Here is a 13,756-nt window from a genome sequence, read left to right on the forward strand (position 1 = left end):
TTAAATTCAAAATATTAGTGCATAACCTTGACAGGTATGTCAAGGTTATGCTTGTCGTCAAAATGAGGTTTTCTACAGAGCCGAAAATGGAAGTCTTTTTATGCGGTCCTTGAGAACATAATCAGTAGCTCCTGCTTTCATACACGTTACTGCAGTTTCCTCATTCAGAGAACCGGTTAAAATTATAAAAGGTATGCTATCATCGAAATCAAGCAGTATCTTTAGTGCCTGCATACCATCGAATACGGGAAGACTATAGTCCGATATCACAATATCAGGAGAAAACTCTTCGAGCTGTTTTGAAAACTCCTCTATTGTTTCTACCCTCATGGATTCAAATTCTATATCCTGCTTGAAAAGTGCCCTTTCTGCCAACTCTGTATCAGATGGAATATCCTCAACAAACAAAATGCGCAGACCAGAATCTTTTACCATTGTATTTTGTCCTCTAGCAACTTTTGAATTCATTCATAAGCAACCAGTAGAAACCAATCTTGTTAATAGCTTCCACAAAATTATCAAAATCAACTGGTTTTACTATGTAACTGTTCACACCCAGACGATAGCTTTCCACAATATCACATTCCTGCTTTGAAGAAGTCAGCATAACAACCGGAATGGATTTTGTATTCATATCACTTTTTATTACTTTCAGGACTTCCAGACCATCTACCTTCGGAAGCTTCAGATCAAGAAGGATCAAACGAGGATGAGAGTTTATATCTCTGCCCTCATATTCCCCACGACAGTATATGAAATCAAGGGCCTTTTCACCATCCTCAAGGACAACTATACTGTTTGCAATGTTGTTCTTTTTCAAAGCCCTGAGAGCCAGTTCCACGTCATTTAGATTGTCTTCCACAAGTAATATTTCAACTTCATTCTCCGCACACATGCTCTTCCTCCTTTAATGGTAATGAAAAATAAAATGTAGCACCTTCGCCAAGCTTCCCTTCCGCCCATATCTTGCCACCATGCCTGTGAACAATACGCTGGACAATGGCAAGTCCCACGCCTGTTCCCTCAAATTCTTTTTCATTATGCAGGCGCTGGAAGATTCCAAAGAGTTTTTTGCTATACTTTGGATCAAAGCCCACACCATTATCCTTTATATAGTAGACATTCATACCGTTTTCAGCATATGCATCCACCTCGATTTTGCTATCTTCCCCTTTCATACTAAATTTTATAGCATTTGAAAGAAGATTTATCCATAACTGCCTGATTAAAGTAGAATCTGCACAAATATGCGGCAGATCAGCAACTGTAAATACGAAATTATTTTCCTCTTTGTACATCACAAGATCAATGAATATTGACCTAACCATAGAAGTCATATCAATCTCAACACAATTCATCTCATTCTTTCCAATCCTCGAAAGAGAGAGCAGATCTGTAATGAGTTTATCCATCTTTTTTGTGTTTGTCCTGATAATTTCAAAAAGGCGTTTGGCCTCATCATCAAAAACACTTTCATAGTCTTCTGTAAGGATCCGTGAAAAACCATCAATTGCACGTAGAGGAGCACGCAGGTCATGGGATACAGAATATGTAAAAGCTTCTAGTTCCTTGTTAGCTGCTTCTAGCTGAGAGGTACGCTCAATGACACGTTGCTCAAGTTCAGCATTAAGTTTGCGAATCTTTTCTTCAGCCTTTTTGAGTTCAGTTATATCCTGTATTGAACCGGTCAACTTCACAACCTTACCATTCTCAATTACAGGTTGACCAAGTGACCGTACCCATTTACGAACACCCTTTGCTGAAACAATTTCTAGTTCAAGGTCGTAAGGCATTCCATTATCGATGGCATTTCGGAAGGCTTTCTCGATAGTATGGCGGGAAGCAGGAAGATAGAAGTTCATACAGAATTCTACATTCGGATCAATATCCGGATCAACGTCATGAATCCGAGCCATCTCAGGTGTCCATGTACTCTTGCCGGAAGAGATATCAATATCCCAACCACCAATATGAGCAATACTGCTTACTTCATTGAGAGAAACTGTACGTTGTCGTACTTTGGATTTGAGAGAGCCGTAATGATTAAGGAGAATATAGACAAGTAGCGATAGTAGAAGTACAATTACAAATCCACCTTTTTGAAAGATACTTAATGGTTCCTTAATGGAAGCCGACCAACCAGCAGCAGGAACAGCAGCAAGTTCCAGGCTGCCTTCTGGCAGACCTATGTTGTAGGTCCTTGGTCCAATCTCAAAAGTATCACGAGAACCAACAAACATCTGACCGGAACTTGCACGTAAAGCAATATTCATATTTTCAGGAGTATCATACAATCCGGCATTCCTCAGCAAAGGCTGCATGTCAATGGCTATGACAGCAATACCCCATAGTGAATCCTCAATGTAAATAGCCTGCATGGCTACCAGAACAGTACCGCCTTCTTGAAGATCATATGGCCCGCTTATTGTTATTTGGCGCGTCTGAATGGCTCTCTGCACATCAGCACGAACCTTGAATCCTTCATTATTGATAAGATAATCATAACTATTTCCCATAAAAGACATATTATCGGAACCAGGATAGACATACACCTCATTAGATGTTGGAAACAGTTGTATGGAATAGATACTATGTGCACCGGAATACAAACCAAAAGCAAATAAATCAAAATCATTATATAAATGGTATTTCGAAGGGTTTTCCTGGACAAAAGTATCCACCCCTTCAAGATAAGTAATATCCTGACTTATGTGGTTTGTCAATGTATTTCCATAAGAGAACAATTGCATTTCAACCTGTGACTGCTGTTCTGCCATCAGATTATCCTGATATATAATACTGAATTGCCATAAAATCAACGTCAATATTGCAAAAGTTATCACTGCACCTAAAAATGCCATATAATTCTGCTTACCATAAGGCAAAATGTCCAGTGTCTGCCGAGGTCCAACATCCATCCCTAAATAACACTCCTGGAAAGCTTTTTGCGTTATACCCTTAACTTGAGACCATTAACCATGAGAAAAATGCCAATTAATATAATTCTGGAATTTATCTATGCTTTAGAATAACTCAAGTACTGAATATACAAACATCTGCCGTCCTTTCATCCGATATTAGAAATATTAAATCTCAATGAAAATTGATTTAGGAGATAGTATAAATAGATATCGGATTTATTGAAATGACCTTAAGAGGATATCTAATTAGCTCCAAAGCCATCATTTTCTAATTAGACAGTTCTACAGCCAATTGAGTGCAACACCCGAAAATAGCATCAATATTTGCCGCAAACACAGGTTTTTAAAGAGAACAGATAAATAAAGTAAGTAGAAGTACAAGTTACATCATTTTGCTTTCCTCATGCCGAGGTGACAGAGTGGCTAATGTGACCGCCTGCAGAGCGGTTTTTCGGGAGTTCGAATCTTCCCCTCGGCATCCTACCCATAAAGGAGTTTTACTGTGGCATTAAAAGTATACAATACATTGACAAGGGACATGGAGGATTTTGTCCCCTTCCAAGGGAAAAAAGTGAATATGTACGTTTGCGGTCCCACCGTATATGACCACTGCCACCTGGGACATGCCAGAAGCTACGTTTCTTTTGATGTGATAAGACGATATCTTATCTATAGAGGATATGATGTTAACTACACCTCCAATATAACTGATGTGGATGACAAGGTAATAAACCGGGCAAAAGAAATAGGAGAAGACCCTTTTATCCTGTCCCGTAAGTTCACGGAGTCATTCATAGAGGATATGGAAACTCTCGCGGTGTTGCCCCCGGATACCCGTCCAAAAGTCACGGAACACATTACCGAGATTATCCAAACCGTGGAAACACTGATAGAAAACAGTGCTGCTTACGTAACTCCTAAAGGCAATGTCTACTATGACCTCACAAGGTCCGAAGGTAGGATAGGCATACTGAGCCACCAGACCGTAGAAGGACTTCTTGAAGGCTCAGGAAACAGAGTCGAAGTAGAATACGATAAAAGATATCAGCTTGATTTCGTCCTCTGGAAATCTGCTCCAGAAGGCGAACCCGGATGGAATAGTCCATGGGGGTGGGGCCGCCCGGGCTGGCATATAGAGTGCTCCGTAATGTCAATGAAGTATAGTTCAGGACAACTTGACATTCACGGTGGCGGTATGGATCTGATCTTCCCACACCATGAAGCTGAAATACACCAGTCAGAAAGCTGCAGTGGAAAGCATCCGTTCAGTAAGTACTGGATGCACAACGGCTTCCTTACAATTGACAGAGAGAAAATGTCAAAGTCCCTTGGCAATTTCTTCACCATTAAAGAGGTTCTCGACAAATTTTCCCCCGGAACTATCAGATTCTTCATAGTCTATACACACTACAGGAGTACTATCGATTTCAGCGAGGAGACTCTGGAAGAAGCTGGCAAGGCAAGGAAGAGATTGTTGAATACGATCTCGAACGTAAAGCATGACATGAAGGAAGCCCATGAAGAGAGAAATGATTGCGGACTTACGGAATTGGTAACTGAGACCAGAGAGGCATTTATCAATTCAATGGATGATGATTTCAACACAAGAGAAGCGATTGGAAGTCTTTTTGTGTTCTCCCGTAAAGTAAATTCCATTATTTCCAGCGAAAAGCCCGGTCGTGGAGCACTTGAAAACGTACTGAGGTTCTTTTCAGAGATTAACGACGTACTTGGCATATTTGCTGAAGATGAAAGCAATGCTTCAGAAAATATGAACAATGGCCTGTCGGAGGAAAATATTATGGAAATAATAAGACTTCGGGAAAAGGCCCGTAAAGAGAAGGACTGGGCAAAAGCCGATTCCATTCGGGATGAGCTTAAAGAGAAAGGGATTGTGATCGAAGATGGGAAAGATGGAGTCAGATGGAAACGGATGTAAGACTTAAAAGAAAACCATAAGTTACAGAATCATATCACAAACAGTTAATCAGCCATATATTTTGACTTTTTACATGAACTGTAGTGATTTAACCGCCCTTTTTTCAGGAGAATCTCATTTTCCATAAATTTGATGTGGCGGATAATATCCGCGTACGCTTGAGATGTTTCATGCATCTTGAATTCCCGGGATATTTTTAATAACAGTGACAGGTTTTCAAGTAGTTCGGTCGATTCTATCAGAACCATTTTTTCAATACTATGTGAGATAATTTCATTTTAATTTGTATCAATCTTAAATTAACAGATAGAGAGGTGCTTTAGTACATCTCCAAAAACTCCCCTCTGTACTTAGAACGGCCTTCGTGTAAATAATGCAGTAATCTTATTCACAGCATCTCCTGAATTCTCTGCATAAATGTCGGCGCCGATTCTGTCAGCCCACTCCTGAGTTACAGGTGCACCACCAACCATCGTTATGACGTTGTGCCTGAAACCTGCTTCATTGAGTTGCTCCTCTATACGCATCTGATTAATCATCGTAATGGTCATGAGTGCTGACGAGGCTACTATATCTGCATTAACTTCCCTTGCCTTTTCTACATAGCTCTCGATGGGCACATCGCTTCCAAGATCAACTACATTATATCCTGCGATCCTGAGCGCTGTTGCAACAATATCCTTTCCTATGGAATGGATATCACCTTCAATTGTACCTATAACAACTGTGCCTCTTGATTTGGTTTGAGCACCCATCTGTTCCATTTCAGGTAAAAGTATTTTAATTGCTGCCTGCATTGCATCGACTGCTGCAATAACATGTGGAAGGAACAATGTACCTGCTGCAAACTGTTCACCCACAATTGCCATTGCCACTGTGAAGCCTTCCTCAATGAGCTCTGCAGGATCAATGCCTGCAGCAAGAGCATCGCTAGCAACCTTTTTTGCTGCATCATCATCAAATTCCATGACAGCTGCTTTTGCCTTGGCAATAATTTCTTGCTTTTTGAGCATTGGAATTTCCTTTTTACTTTAGTCCTGCAACCTTCTAATGAAGATGAATGTAAAAGTAATCAATAAAATTACTACAAAGATAAGCCATATAACATAAACCGAATACAATGTGTTTATTGCATTTGAATGCAGAAAAGATTAAGTAATATACAATTTTCTTTGCAATATTACAGTGCGCTTGTAATAATGCAGTTGGATTCTGTGCAGTGCCGATGAAAATGCTATTGTATGAGCAAATGATATGTTTGAATATTACAAAGGTATCTCAAAGCCATTGTTTGAAAAATAACACAGTTATACCCAAACTGCAAAGATAGTAACCGTTCTTGAGGGAAATCTACTGTCAGGATGAAGTTGTCAAACACAAATATGTCTTGCAATAGTATATATGCATAAATGCACATATATGCAAATATATGCAAGGGAATAAAGCAAAGTTCTTCAAAGCCCTGGGTGACAAAACACGACTTACTATCGTAGGATGCCTATTAAAGCAGGACCACTGTGCATGTGACTTCTCTACTACAACAGGAAAGGACCAGACTACCGTATCCCGACATCTGAAGATACTCTGTGAAGCAGGCATCCTGAGATATAAAAAGGATGGAAGATACGTAATTTACAGCATAAAGGATGATAAGATGAAAGAAACACTTGAGAAATGCGGAGTTGAAAAAGTTGATTCATGCTGTCCAGGAAGCGTAATGGATGCGAATACTAAGAAGAGTATCGTGAAAAATGGCTATACTAAGATTGCATTGGGTGTTGCACAATGTGGGTGTTGTGGAGACTTTACGAACGAAGAGCATGCAACGTCAATAGGATATTCACCTGAAGAAACGCAGTCATTCTCTGAAGCAAACCTGGGACTTGGATGCGGAAATCCTACGGCACTTGGCGAGATAAAAGAAGGCGATACTGTTGTTGACCTGGGTTCCGGGGCAGGATTTGACAGTTTCCTGGCTGTTAGGAAAGTAGGCAATCGCGGAAAAGTCATCGGCGTGGATATGACAGACGAAATGCTTGCAAAGGCCAGGAATAATGCTGAAAAGTATGGATATGAAAATGTAGAGTTCAGGAAAGGAGATATAGAAGACCTACCCGTGGAAAGCGATTCTATTGATGTTATCATAAGCAATTGCGTTATAAATCTGACACCTGACAAACCCCGGGTATTCAGGGAAGCATACAGAGTACTCAGAAAGGGTGGCAGGATGTTCATATCTGATATGGTCCTGTTGAAAGATCTCACGGAAGAGGAGAGGAATAATGAGGAACTCATCTGTGCCTGTGTTGGAGGAGCTTTACTAAAAGATGACTACCTGAACAAAATAAAGGAAGCAGGATTCTCAATCAAAATAATAGAAGAAGATACTGACATCAGTGAAAGACAATATTCAGGATACCCGATTGAAAGCCTTAAACTGGAACTGATAAAAACGGATGTATGAACAGTGAAGAATAAACAGATCACCGTTCTAGAAATCACAGCCGGTTTAATCGCATGTCCAGCCTGCAAAAAAATCGGAACTCCTGTAAAGAATATCACGGTAAGGCACATAGTCAAAAAAGAGCAGATGGAAAGAGTTGGAAAAGGAGACTATCATCTGTGCATGGACTCGGAGTGTGATGTTGCTTACTATGATGAGAAAGGTACGCTTTTTGATAAAATTGACATCAAAGTTCCATTATGGTTCAAAATAGATGCAAGTCCTAAATATGCATGTTACTGCAGTCACATAACAGAAAATGATGTTACCAAGGCGGTCCTTGAACACGGAATGCATGATATGGGAACCATAAGGAAATTCTATGACAAGGATGGAAAATGTCAGTGCAAAGTGAAAAACCCAACCGGTAACTGCTGCACAAAAGCATTCAACGAAGCCATCAGCAAAGGTCTCGAGTCAAAGAACAGTTAAAGGGCATGGATTTCCATGCCTCAAACTTCCTTTTCATTAAAGATTATTCTGGTCAGGTGTTACCCCATAGTAGTCTGTTCTTGCCTTGCCCCAGATACACCCATTCTTGCCCATTATTTTCAATTCAAGATTCTGTAATGCTTTGCATATGCCATTTCCAGCTCTTGCCCCATTACATATAACACAGTATTTTTCACAAAAGACCGGCGGTTTGTCTTTTTTAACCATAAATCATCTGTGATAATAAGATGGCTCTTATATTCTTCAATCAGAACGGCAAATATGACTATGAAGAACTTTTCAGTGCCGATGAAAATGCTATTGGCTGGGCAAGTGATCTTTTTGAATATTACAAAGGTATCTCAAAGCCTTTGTTTGAAAAATAATGCTATTGATAGATCACCAACAAAACCTAAAACAGGAATATGAAAATATCAATCAATATCCGTTTTTGATACGCTTTTAAGACGGTTTACACCATCTATATCATCAATTACATCAGCAACAGCTTCAGGAACAAGAGATCTCCAGTCCTCATCATTCAACATACGCCTTCTGGCCTCACTACCTGAGTAACCTTCCCTCTGATACATTGGGGGTTGTTCCACAGGAATGCCGGCTTCTTTGAAAAGACGCACAACAAGCGGATTATTAGAATAAACAACATCAAATGGTGGTGTCATAGAAATAATATGAGAGACCCACACAGCATTTCTTTGCAGGTCTTCCAGAGGTATGGCGTAATGTTTCACATTAGCATCTTCGAGAGAATGCCTGATCATCATTACGCGTTCACCTGCGGTAAATGGATTCTTAGGTTCGTGGCTTTTCTGCGCACTGCCTATACCAATTACTACCTCATCAACATCCCGGGCAATATTTTGTATGATGGAATAATGTCCGAGATGAAATGGTTGAAAGCGTCCGATGTAGAACGCTCTTTGCATGTGCATATTTGATAACCATCAGTGAATGCCACATTCATCGAATGTGAACTTCTCACACACTTCCAAGTAGTGTCCTGAGTTGTTATCGTGTTTCATTTTAGCAAGTTTCTGGATCAGGTCCATTCCTGGCTTTGGATCTACCATGAGTTCGACCTTGTCTTTGACGAGTTCAAACATCTGTTTGCCTACGTCTGTGCGTATGAGCACACAGTTCCAGCCATCCGGAGTACCGACTGAACCGAGTGAGATATCAGCGGATACTGAAGTATAGTCACAGCAGTGATGACATGGATTTCTTGCGTAATGAGCAACTTCAGGAATTTTCACACTGTGGGCTTCCCCATCTTTAGTGTAGTTCCAGAATTTACCCTTACCGAAGTCCATCTTTACGACATCGTCAAGGTTAAGTCCCATTACTTCAGGAACGATCTTCTCAGTCATAATATCATGATGGAAACTTTCCATGCATAAAAGACCAAGGATCACAACGATCTTATCACTTGCATTCTCAACAATAAGACGTGCACCATGTGCCTGACAAGGTACACCAATAACACCTATTTTGTCATATTTCTCGAAAGGTTCCTTGAGAGCTGAAAGAACTGAATCATAGGTATACTTTGTACCTGTCGTCCTGTCAACATCTTCCGGTTTGGTCATAACTATAAGCTCAGTACCCCATTTATCATCCTTAGCGATACCAACAATACAGTCTACCGTGCCGGTTTCCAGCAAAGCTTTTGCCAATATAGATGTGACACCACCATCCTGACCTTGGATAGTGCTCTTTGCTCCAAAGAACTCTTTTACATTTGCAAATTCATCTTCTACATATCCATCGATCACAGGACATAATCTTCCGCATGTAAGACATCCTTCACATACATCAGGTGCTGCTCCTTGGACATAGAATTCTAAATTATCAGGGTCACGGACTTCTGCACGCTTGTTCATAACAATAGCGCCAGCAGGGCATGTTGATACACATGCCCCACAAGCAGTACAGACGTCGTGCTCAATGACCTCTAATATTTTTGGATGGGCCATTAATTGCCTCCGACGTTCTTTTATTAGTTACCAATGATTTCTTTGCCGATGAGCTTGATAGCCTTCTCTTTGTCAGGTCCGATTGGGGAACCTGCAACGATCTGGGTTACACCGATGTCAAGCAGGTCATTGATCCTTGCTTTACAGTCGTCTGGTGTTCCGCAGATTGAGAATGCTTCCATCATGTCAGTTGTAACCATGCCGCCCATGAGCGCACCAAAGTCGCCCTTTGCGATTGCTCCACCGATGTCAGCCTTTACTGCTACATCGATTCCGTGGCGCTCAAGTACCATGTCAGGTGAACCTGCAACAATAAATGCAACTACGATCTGTGCTGCCTTTGATGCCTTTGCTGCGTCCTTGTCGATTGAGAAGCATGCATATGCTGCTACGTCAACTTCCTTAGGGTCACGGCCTGCCTTTGCTGCACCTGCTGCAATCTGCTTAACAGCTACTTCGAAGTCTTTTGGGTGTGATGCGTTGATAAGTACACCGTCTGCTACCTCTCCTGAGAGTTCAAGCATCTTTGGACCCTGTGCACCTATGTATATAGGCACATTGCCAGCCTTGAATGCCATCTTTGCACCGTTGAACTTAACCATTTCACCATCCAGGTTTACCTTCTCTCCTGCGATGAAACCACGGATAGCTGCAATGCTTTCCTTTGTTGTGGTGAGTGGCTTGTCCCATGATATGCCCATTGCATCAAAGGTTGCCTTGTCTCCAGGACCAAGACCGAGGATTGCACGGCCGCCTGATATCTCGTTGAGGGAAGCAATGCTTGATGCTGTGATAGCAGCGTTTCTTGTGTAGGGATTTGTGACACCTGTTCCGAGCTTAATGCTGTTTGTGCTCATTGCAAGCACGGATAAGGTTGAGTATACATCACGGTTGTTGTAGTGGTCGGTAATCCATACATTGTCAAAGCCCTGCTGTTCAGCAAGCTTTGCGTAGTGAGCGATTTTCAGTACTGGGTCACTTGGTACAAATTCTATTCCAAAAGTCATTTGAATCCTCCTCTAAAGAGTGTTGTTACTCAGGTATCTATACATATTTAAAACTTTGTTGGTTTGATTCTGGCAAAACATGTGAAAATGATGAGCAAATAACAAGCCAAAAGTAGATAGAGAAGTACGAATAATTAAACTAGAGTCATCATTATATAGAACTGCAGGATATTAACACTCTTCAAAAAACAGATATGTATTTACCGTTACAGATATATCCAGTAAATGTCAGAAGAAATATTGTTCATATTTGTAGGAGGTGACAATGTCAAGGGAGTTATTGAGTCATTGCCTTAAACGAGCATTTGCCTATCTGCAAGAATATGAATATATGGGAATAGCTTGTGAACAAACTAAATTTTGAATAGAGTGACCATCATGAAATGCTATGAATGTTCAAAAAATGATAAAGATAGCGATACTTTGGCTATCTGTATAATTTGTGGGAGAGGTGTTTGCAAGGAACACCTTGTCAGAGAAGAAACACCCGTATGGGAAGGGGAATACAGCATCAAACTGAAGTGCGGCATGGGAGTTGCCTGCGATTACAAAGATGTCCAGCACTGGAAGAAAATCCTCTGCATGCCTTGCCATAAGGCATTGGTGGAGAATTATTAGGTGATATCATGATGAAATGCTATGACTGTATGGAAGAAGGAAAAGACGCAGAAGCAACATGCGTCTGTATCGCTTGCGGAAAAGGGCTTTGCACTGACCACACGAAGGAACTCGAACTTCCGGTATCAGTCGGACAGCCACCACATGTCGAAAGGCTTTCAAATGGATTGCCAAGGATTCTGTGCCACTACTGTTTTGGCCAGACCATTGAAGACGGATTTGACTGATTATAATTGATTACGTAAAAATAGGAGGATAAATTATGTGCGGAGAAAATAAAGGAAAAGGATGTGGCGGACATAGAGAGATTATTGATGATATGTCCAATAAATTAGGATTCACGCCACAAATACTGGAAACGCTTGGAGAACTTGAACCTGAGTTCCTACATAAATACAACATGTGCAACAACAAGATACTCAGTGACGGAGCACTACCTGCTAAAACAAAGATACTGATGGCTCTTGCAGTAGTTGCATCAAAGCAATGTGAGCGTTGTGTTGCGTCACAAATGAAGAGTGCACTGAAGAACGGGGCAACAAAAGAAGAGATAATGGAGACAATGGATGTCATTTTCATCACATCCGGCGCTCCTGCGGTTGCTGCATGCAGAGATGCACTGAAGCTTCTCAAATAAAAATATTCGTTGGAGGAGCCACCTGGCTCCTTTGAACAAATCTAATCGGTTCATATTGTTCATATTATACTACTGAGAGGGGAGGAGATGAAGGAGAGAGTTGTAAAGGGGAGCCTGTTTTTCATAGTAGCTGTCGTTTTAGTATCTTTGTTCAGTGGCTTTGCAGTTGCAACAGAGGCTACACAATTCGGAGAATATTCTGCTGATGGTTTTACATATGAAAGCAGATGCCGACAATGCCATGCCATCATTTACGGGGAATGGGAAGGTACAATGCACTTCAATGCATATCTGGACCCTTTCTATCTGGAAGAAGTAAAAGTTGCAAGTGCTGACACTGAAGGGCTGGTAGACGAATTCTGCTCCCGATGCCACACCCCCATAGGCGTTGTGTCAGGCGAAATACCACCCATAGATGGCTCAGAAATGAGTGACATATCAAAGCTTGGAGTGCAATGTGATTTCTGCCATGTAGTATCTGGAAGTAACGGAACAGGCAATGCGCCATTCACAGTAACTCCGGGAGATACAAAATGGGGACCTTTCGATGACTCAAAGTCTGCCTATCATGACTCAGAGTACCTTGAACTCTATACCCAGTCCGAATATTGTGGCATGTGCCATGAAGTTATACATCCTGTTAACGGACTTGTCATAGACGATACTTACCCAACATGGAAAAACAGTCAGTACGCTGAGGACAACGTGATATGTCAGGATTGCCATATGACAGAAGGCATCACAGAATTCAAGGCAAACCCCGGACGTGCAGGATCAGGTGCACCCAAAAGAGAACACATTTCATCCCATGATATTGTAGGTGCAAACGCATTCATCCCTGTAATGTTCGGTGCTGAAAACGTTGCAGATATGGCCATTGAAAGACTTCAAAATGCTGCTACACTGGAGATAACTGTACCTGAGATTGCAGCCAGTGGTGAAGAGGTCACCATCGAGGCAGCGATCACAAATTCAGGAGCAGGGCACAATATACCAACCGGTGTTTCCGAGATCAGGCAAATATGGCTTGAAGTAATGGTCACTGACAGCGAAGGTGAAGAGCTCTACAGTGCCGGAACCCTTGATACTAATGGGAACATAGAATCTGCAAAGATAATATACAATAATGTTCTGGGTGACAATAGCGGGAATGCCACAGATAGTTTCTGGCTTGCCGACAGGGTACTGGAAGACAACCGTATAGGACCAAAAGAGACAGTAATAGAAGAACACACATTCATCCTTCCCGACGATATTGTTTATCCACTTAAAGTGGAAACAAACCTCAATTACAGATCAGCTCCTCAGTATACGATCGACCACCTGTTTGGTGAGGGAATGTATGAGGTACCTGTGATAAGTATGAATGAAGCGTCCAATACAATATATGACCCCGCCATGCCTCCGGAAGATAGAAAGGAATCAACGCCAGGTTTTAGCATATTTGCAGCTTGTATGGCTTTTATACTAATGATGTACATATTCAAATGAAAATAATCGGAGGAACTAATAATGCCACCAAAAGTAGACAAGAATAAATGTGAAGGAATTGGCGCATGTGCAGAATCATGCCCTACTGATGTTATAGATATTGAAGCAGACGAGAACGGAAACCTCAAATCCGTAATTGCAAGGCCAGATGACTGTGTAGAATGTGGCAACTGCATTGATGCCTGTCCCACAGAATCAATAACCTTAGATTAAA

Annotated in this window: 18 protein-coding genes and 1 tRNA gene; 10 read left to right on the plus strand and 9 right to left on the minus strand. The window is 41.3% G+C overall.

Features of this window, described 5'->3' with window-relative positions:
- Window positions 1-72: 72 nt before the first annotated feature.
- The 3 genes from QZZ23_RS07800 to QZZ23_RS07810 are packed head-to-tail and all read right to left on the minus strand — an operon-like array spanning window position 73 to window position 2,918.
- Window positions 73-435: a response regulator gene (locus tag QZZ23_RS07800; protein ID WP_292468561.1), complete on the minus strand. Its 363-nt coding sequence runs from the start codon at window positions 433-435 to the stop codon at window positions 73-75.
- Window positions 436-448: 13 nt separating this feature from the next.
- Complete coding sequence (locus QZZ23_RS07805; RefSeq protein ID WP_292468564.1) at window positions 449-895, minus strand: response regulator; 447 nt, start codon at window positions 893-895, stop codon at window positions 449-451.
- On the minus strand, window positions 879-2,918 hold the full coding sequence (locus tag QZZ23_RS07810) for an ATP-binding protein (protein ID WP_292468567.1): 2,040 nt from the start codon (window positions 2,916-2,918) through the stop codon (window positions 879-881). The genes QZZ23_RS07805 and QZZ23_RS07810 overlap by 17 nt, the downstream gene beginning before the upstream one ends.
- A gap of 408 nt (window positions 2,919-3,326) precedes the next feature.
- On the opposite strand from QZZ23_RS07810, the gene QZZ23_RS07815 reads away from it, so the two are divergent.
- Both QZZ23_RS07815 and cysS read left to right on the plus strand, forming a co-directional pair.
- Window positions 3,327-3,399 (plus strand) — tRNA-Cys (locus tag QZZ23_RS07815).
- Between the two features lie 24 nt (window positions 3,400-3,423).
- The gene (cysS, locus tag QZZ23_RS07820) at window positions 3,424-4,860 is read left to right on the plus strand and encodes a cysteine--tRNA ligase (protein ID WP_292468569.1); all 1,437 of its coding nucleotides are present in this window, start codon (window positions 3,424-3,426) and stop codon (window positions 4,858-4,860) included.
- A 44-nt stretch (window positions 4,861-4,904) separates the two neighbouring features.
- Here the strand turns inward: cysS and QZZ23_RS07825 are convergent, their stop codons facing one another.
- Both QZZ23_RS07825 and QZZ23_RS07830 read right to left on the minus strand, forming a co-directional pair.
- Window positions 4,905-5,108 carry a hypothetical protein gene (locus QZZ23_RS07825; RefSeq protein WP_292468572.1) on the minus strand — a complete coding sequence of 68 codons (204 nt, stop codon included), beginning with the start codon at window positions 5,106-5,108 and terminating at the stop codon, window positions 4,905-4,907.
- Between the two features lie 102 nt (window positions 5,109-5,210).
- Entirely contained in the window at window positions 5,211-5,873 is a 663-nt protein-coding gene (locus tag QZZ23_RS07830) for a B12-binding domain-containing protein (protein WP_292468574.1), read from the minus strand.
- A gap of 416 nt (window positions 5,874-6,289) precedes the next feature.
- Between QZZ23_RS07830 and arsM the strand changes: the two genes are divergently transcribed.
- A complete protein-coding gene (gene arsM / locus QZZ23_RS07835; protein ID WP_292468578.1) occupies window positions 6,290-7,324 on the plus strand; it encodes an arsenite methyltransferase in 1,035 nt (344 codons plus the stop codon).
- A 3-nt stretch (window positions 7,325-7,327) separates the two neighbouring features.
- Window positions 7,328-7,795: a (2Fe-2S)-binding protein gene (locus tag QZZ23_RS07840; RefSeq protein WP_292468580.1), complete on the plus strand. Its 468-nt coding sequence runs from the start codon at window positions 7,328-7,330 to the stop codon at window positions 7,793-7,795.
- A gap of 36 nt (window positions 7,796-7,831) precedes the next feature.
- On the opposite strand, the gene QZZ23_RS07845 is transcribed toward QZZ23_RS07840, so the two are convergent.
- The gene (locus QZZ23_RS07845; protein ID WP_292468583.1) at window positions 7,832-8,023 is read right to left on the minus strand and encodes a hypothetical protein; all 192 of its coding nucleotides are present in this window, start codon (window positions 8,021-8,023) and stop codon (window positions 7,832-7,834) included.
- Window positions 8,024-8,028: 5 nt separating this feature from the next.
- On the opposite strand from QZZ23_RS07845, the gene QZZ23_RS07850 reads away from it, so the two are divergent.
- The gene (locus tag QZZ23_RS07850; RefSeq protein ID WP_292468726.1) at window positions 8,029-8,181 is read left to right on the plus strand and encodes a transcriptional regulator FilR1 domain-containing protein; all 153 of its coding nucleotides are present in this window, start codon (window positions 8,029-8,031) and stop codon (window positions 8,179-8,181) included.
- A gap of 48 nt (window positions 8,182-8,229) precedes the next feature.
- Here QZZ23_RS07850 and QZZ23_RS07855 read toward each other — a convergent pair whose 3' ends face one another.
- Genes QZZ23_RS07855 through mer form a run of 3 tightly spaced genes read right to left on the minus strand, consistent with a single transcriptional unit; the run spans window position 8,230 to window position 10,796 of the window.
- A complete protein-coding gene (locus tag QZZ23_RS07855; protein WP_292468585.1) occupies window positions 8,230-8,748 on the minus strand; it encodes a nicotinamide-nucleotide adenylyltransferase in 519 nt (172 codons plus the stop codon).
- A gap of 12 nt (window positions 8,749-8,760) precedes the next feature.
- Window positions 8,761-9,789, minus strand: a complete 1,029-nt coding sequence (gene fpoF / locus QZZ23_RS07860) for a F420H2 dehydrogenase subunit FpoF (protein WP_292468587.1) — start codon at window positions 9,787-9,789, stop codon at window positions 8,761-8,763.
- A gap of 23 nt (window positions 9,790-9,812) precedes the next feature.
- Complete coding sequence (gene mer, locus QZZ23_RS07865) at window positions 9,813-10,796, minus strand: 5,10-methylenetetrahydromethanopterin reductase (protein ID WP_292468589.1); 984 nt, start codon at window positions 10,794-10,796, stop codon at window positions 9,813-9,815.
- Window positions 10,797-11,174: 378 nt separating this feature from the next.
- Here mer and QZZ23_RS07870 point away from each other — a divergent pair, with 378 nt between their 5' ends.
- From QZZ23_RS07870 to QZZ23_RS07890, 5 genes are all read left to right on the plus strand, one after another.
- A complete protein-coding gene (locus QZZ23_RS07870) occupies window positions 11,175-11,414 on the plus strand; it encodes a DUF2180 family protein (RefSeq protein ID WP_292468591.1) in 240 nt (79 codons plus the stop codon).
- Between the two features lie 8 nt (window positions 11,415-11,422).
- The gene (locus QZZ23_RS07875) at window positions 11,423-11,641 is read left to right on the plus strand and encodes a DUF2180 family protein (RefSeq protein ID WP_292468594.1); all 219 of its coding nucleotides are present in this window, start codon (window positions 11,423-11,425) and stop codon (window positions 11,639-11,641) included.
- 35 nt (window positions 11,642-11,676) lie between these two features.
- Window positions 11,677-12,051, plus strand: coding sequence for a carboxymuconolactone decarboxylase family protein (locus tag QZZ23_RS07880; RefSeq protein ID WP_292468596.1), 375 nt, complete (start codon window positions 11,677-11,679; stop codon window positions 12,049-12,051).
- Between the two features lie 87 nt (window positions 12,052-12,138).
- Window positions 12,139-13,542, plus strand: a complete 1,404-nt coding sequence (locus QZZ23_RS07885) for a multiheme c-type cytochrome (protein ID WP_292468598.1) — start codon at window positions 12,139-12,141, stop codon at window positions 13,540-13,542.
- 21 nt (window positions 13,543-13,563) lie between these two features.
- Entirely contained in the window at window positions 13,564-13,755 is a 192-nt protein-coding gene (locus QZZ23_RS07890) for a ferredoxin family protein (protein ID WP_292468601.1), read from the plus strand.
- Window position 13,756 lies beyond the last annotated feature (1 nt).

The organism is Methanolobus sp., assembly GCF_016278385.1.
GTDB lineage: Archaea > Halobacteriota > Methanosarcinia > Methanosarcinales > Methanosarcinaceae > Methanolobus.

Coding starts and splice junctions, on each gene's coding strand:
- QZZ23_RS07875 (WP_292468594.1), top strand. CDS start 11,423: ATGATGAAATGCTATGACTGTATGGAAGAAGGAAAAGACGCAGAAGCA.
- QZZ23_RS07830 (WP_292468574.1), bottom strand. CDS start 5,873: ATGCTCAAAAAGCAAGAAATTATTGCCAAGGCAAAAGCAGCTGTCATG.
- QZZ23_RS07880 (WP_292468596.1), top strand. CDS start 11,677: ATGTGCGGAGAAAATAAAGGAAAAGGATGTGGCGGACATAGAGAGATT.
- QZZ23_RS07845 (WP_292468583.1), bottom strand. CDS start 8,023: ATGGTTAAAAAAGACAAACCGCCGGTCTTTTGTGAAAAATACTGTGTT.
- QZZ23_RS07800 (WP_292468561.1), bottom strand. CDS start 435: ATGGTAAAAGATTCTGGTCTGCGCATTTTGTTTGTTGAGGATATTCCA.
- QZZ23_RS07810 (WP_292468567.1), bottom strand. CDS start 2,918: ATGGATGTTGGACCTCGGCAGACACTGGACATTTTGCCTTATGGTAAG.
- arsM (WP_292468578.1), top strand. CDS start 6,290: ATGCAAGGGAATAAAGCAAAGTTCTTCAAAGCCCTGGGTGACAAAACA.
- QZZ23_RS07870 (WP_292468591.1), top strand. CDS start 11,175: ATGAAATGCTATGAATGTTCAAAAAATGATAAAGATAGCGATACTTTG.
- QZZ23_RS07855 (WP_292468585.1), bottom strand. CDS start 8,748: ATGCACATGCAAAGAGCGTTCTACATCGGACGCTTTCAACCATTTCAT.
- QZZ23_RS07825 (WP_292468572.1), bottom strand. CDS start 5,108: ATGGTTCTGATAGAATCGACCGAACTACTTGAAAACCTGTCACTGTTA.
- mer (WP_292468589.1), bottom strand. CDS start 10,796: ATGACTTTTGGAATAGAATTTGTACCAAGTGACCCAGTACTGAAAATC.
- QZZ23_RS07885 (WP_292468598.1), top strand. CDS start 12,139: ATGAAGGAGAGAGTTGTAAAGGGGAGCCTGTTTTTCATAGTAGCTGTC.
- QZZ23_RS07890 (WP_292468601.1), top strand. CDS start 13,564: ATGCCACCAAAAGTAGACAAGAATAAATGTGAAGGAATTGGCGCATGT.
- QZZ23_RS07805 (WP_292468564.1), bottom strand. CDS start 895: ATGTGTGCGGAGAATGAAGTTGAAATATTACTTGTGGAAGACAATCTA.
- fpoF (WP_292468587.1), bottom strand. CDS start 9,789: ATGGCCCATCCAAAAATATTAGAGGTCATTGAGCACGACGTCTGTACT.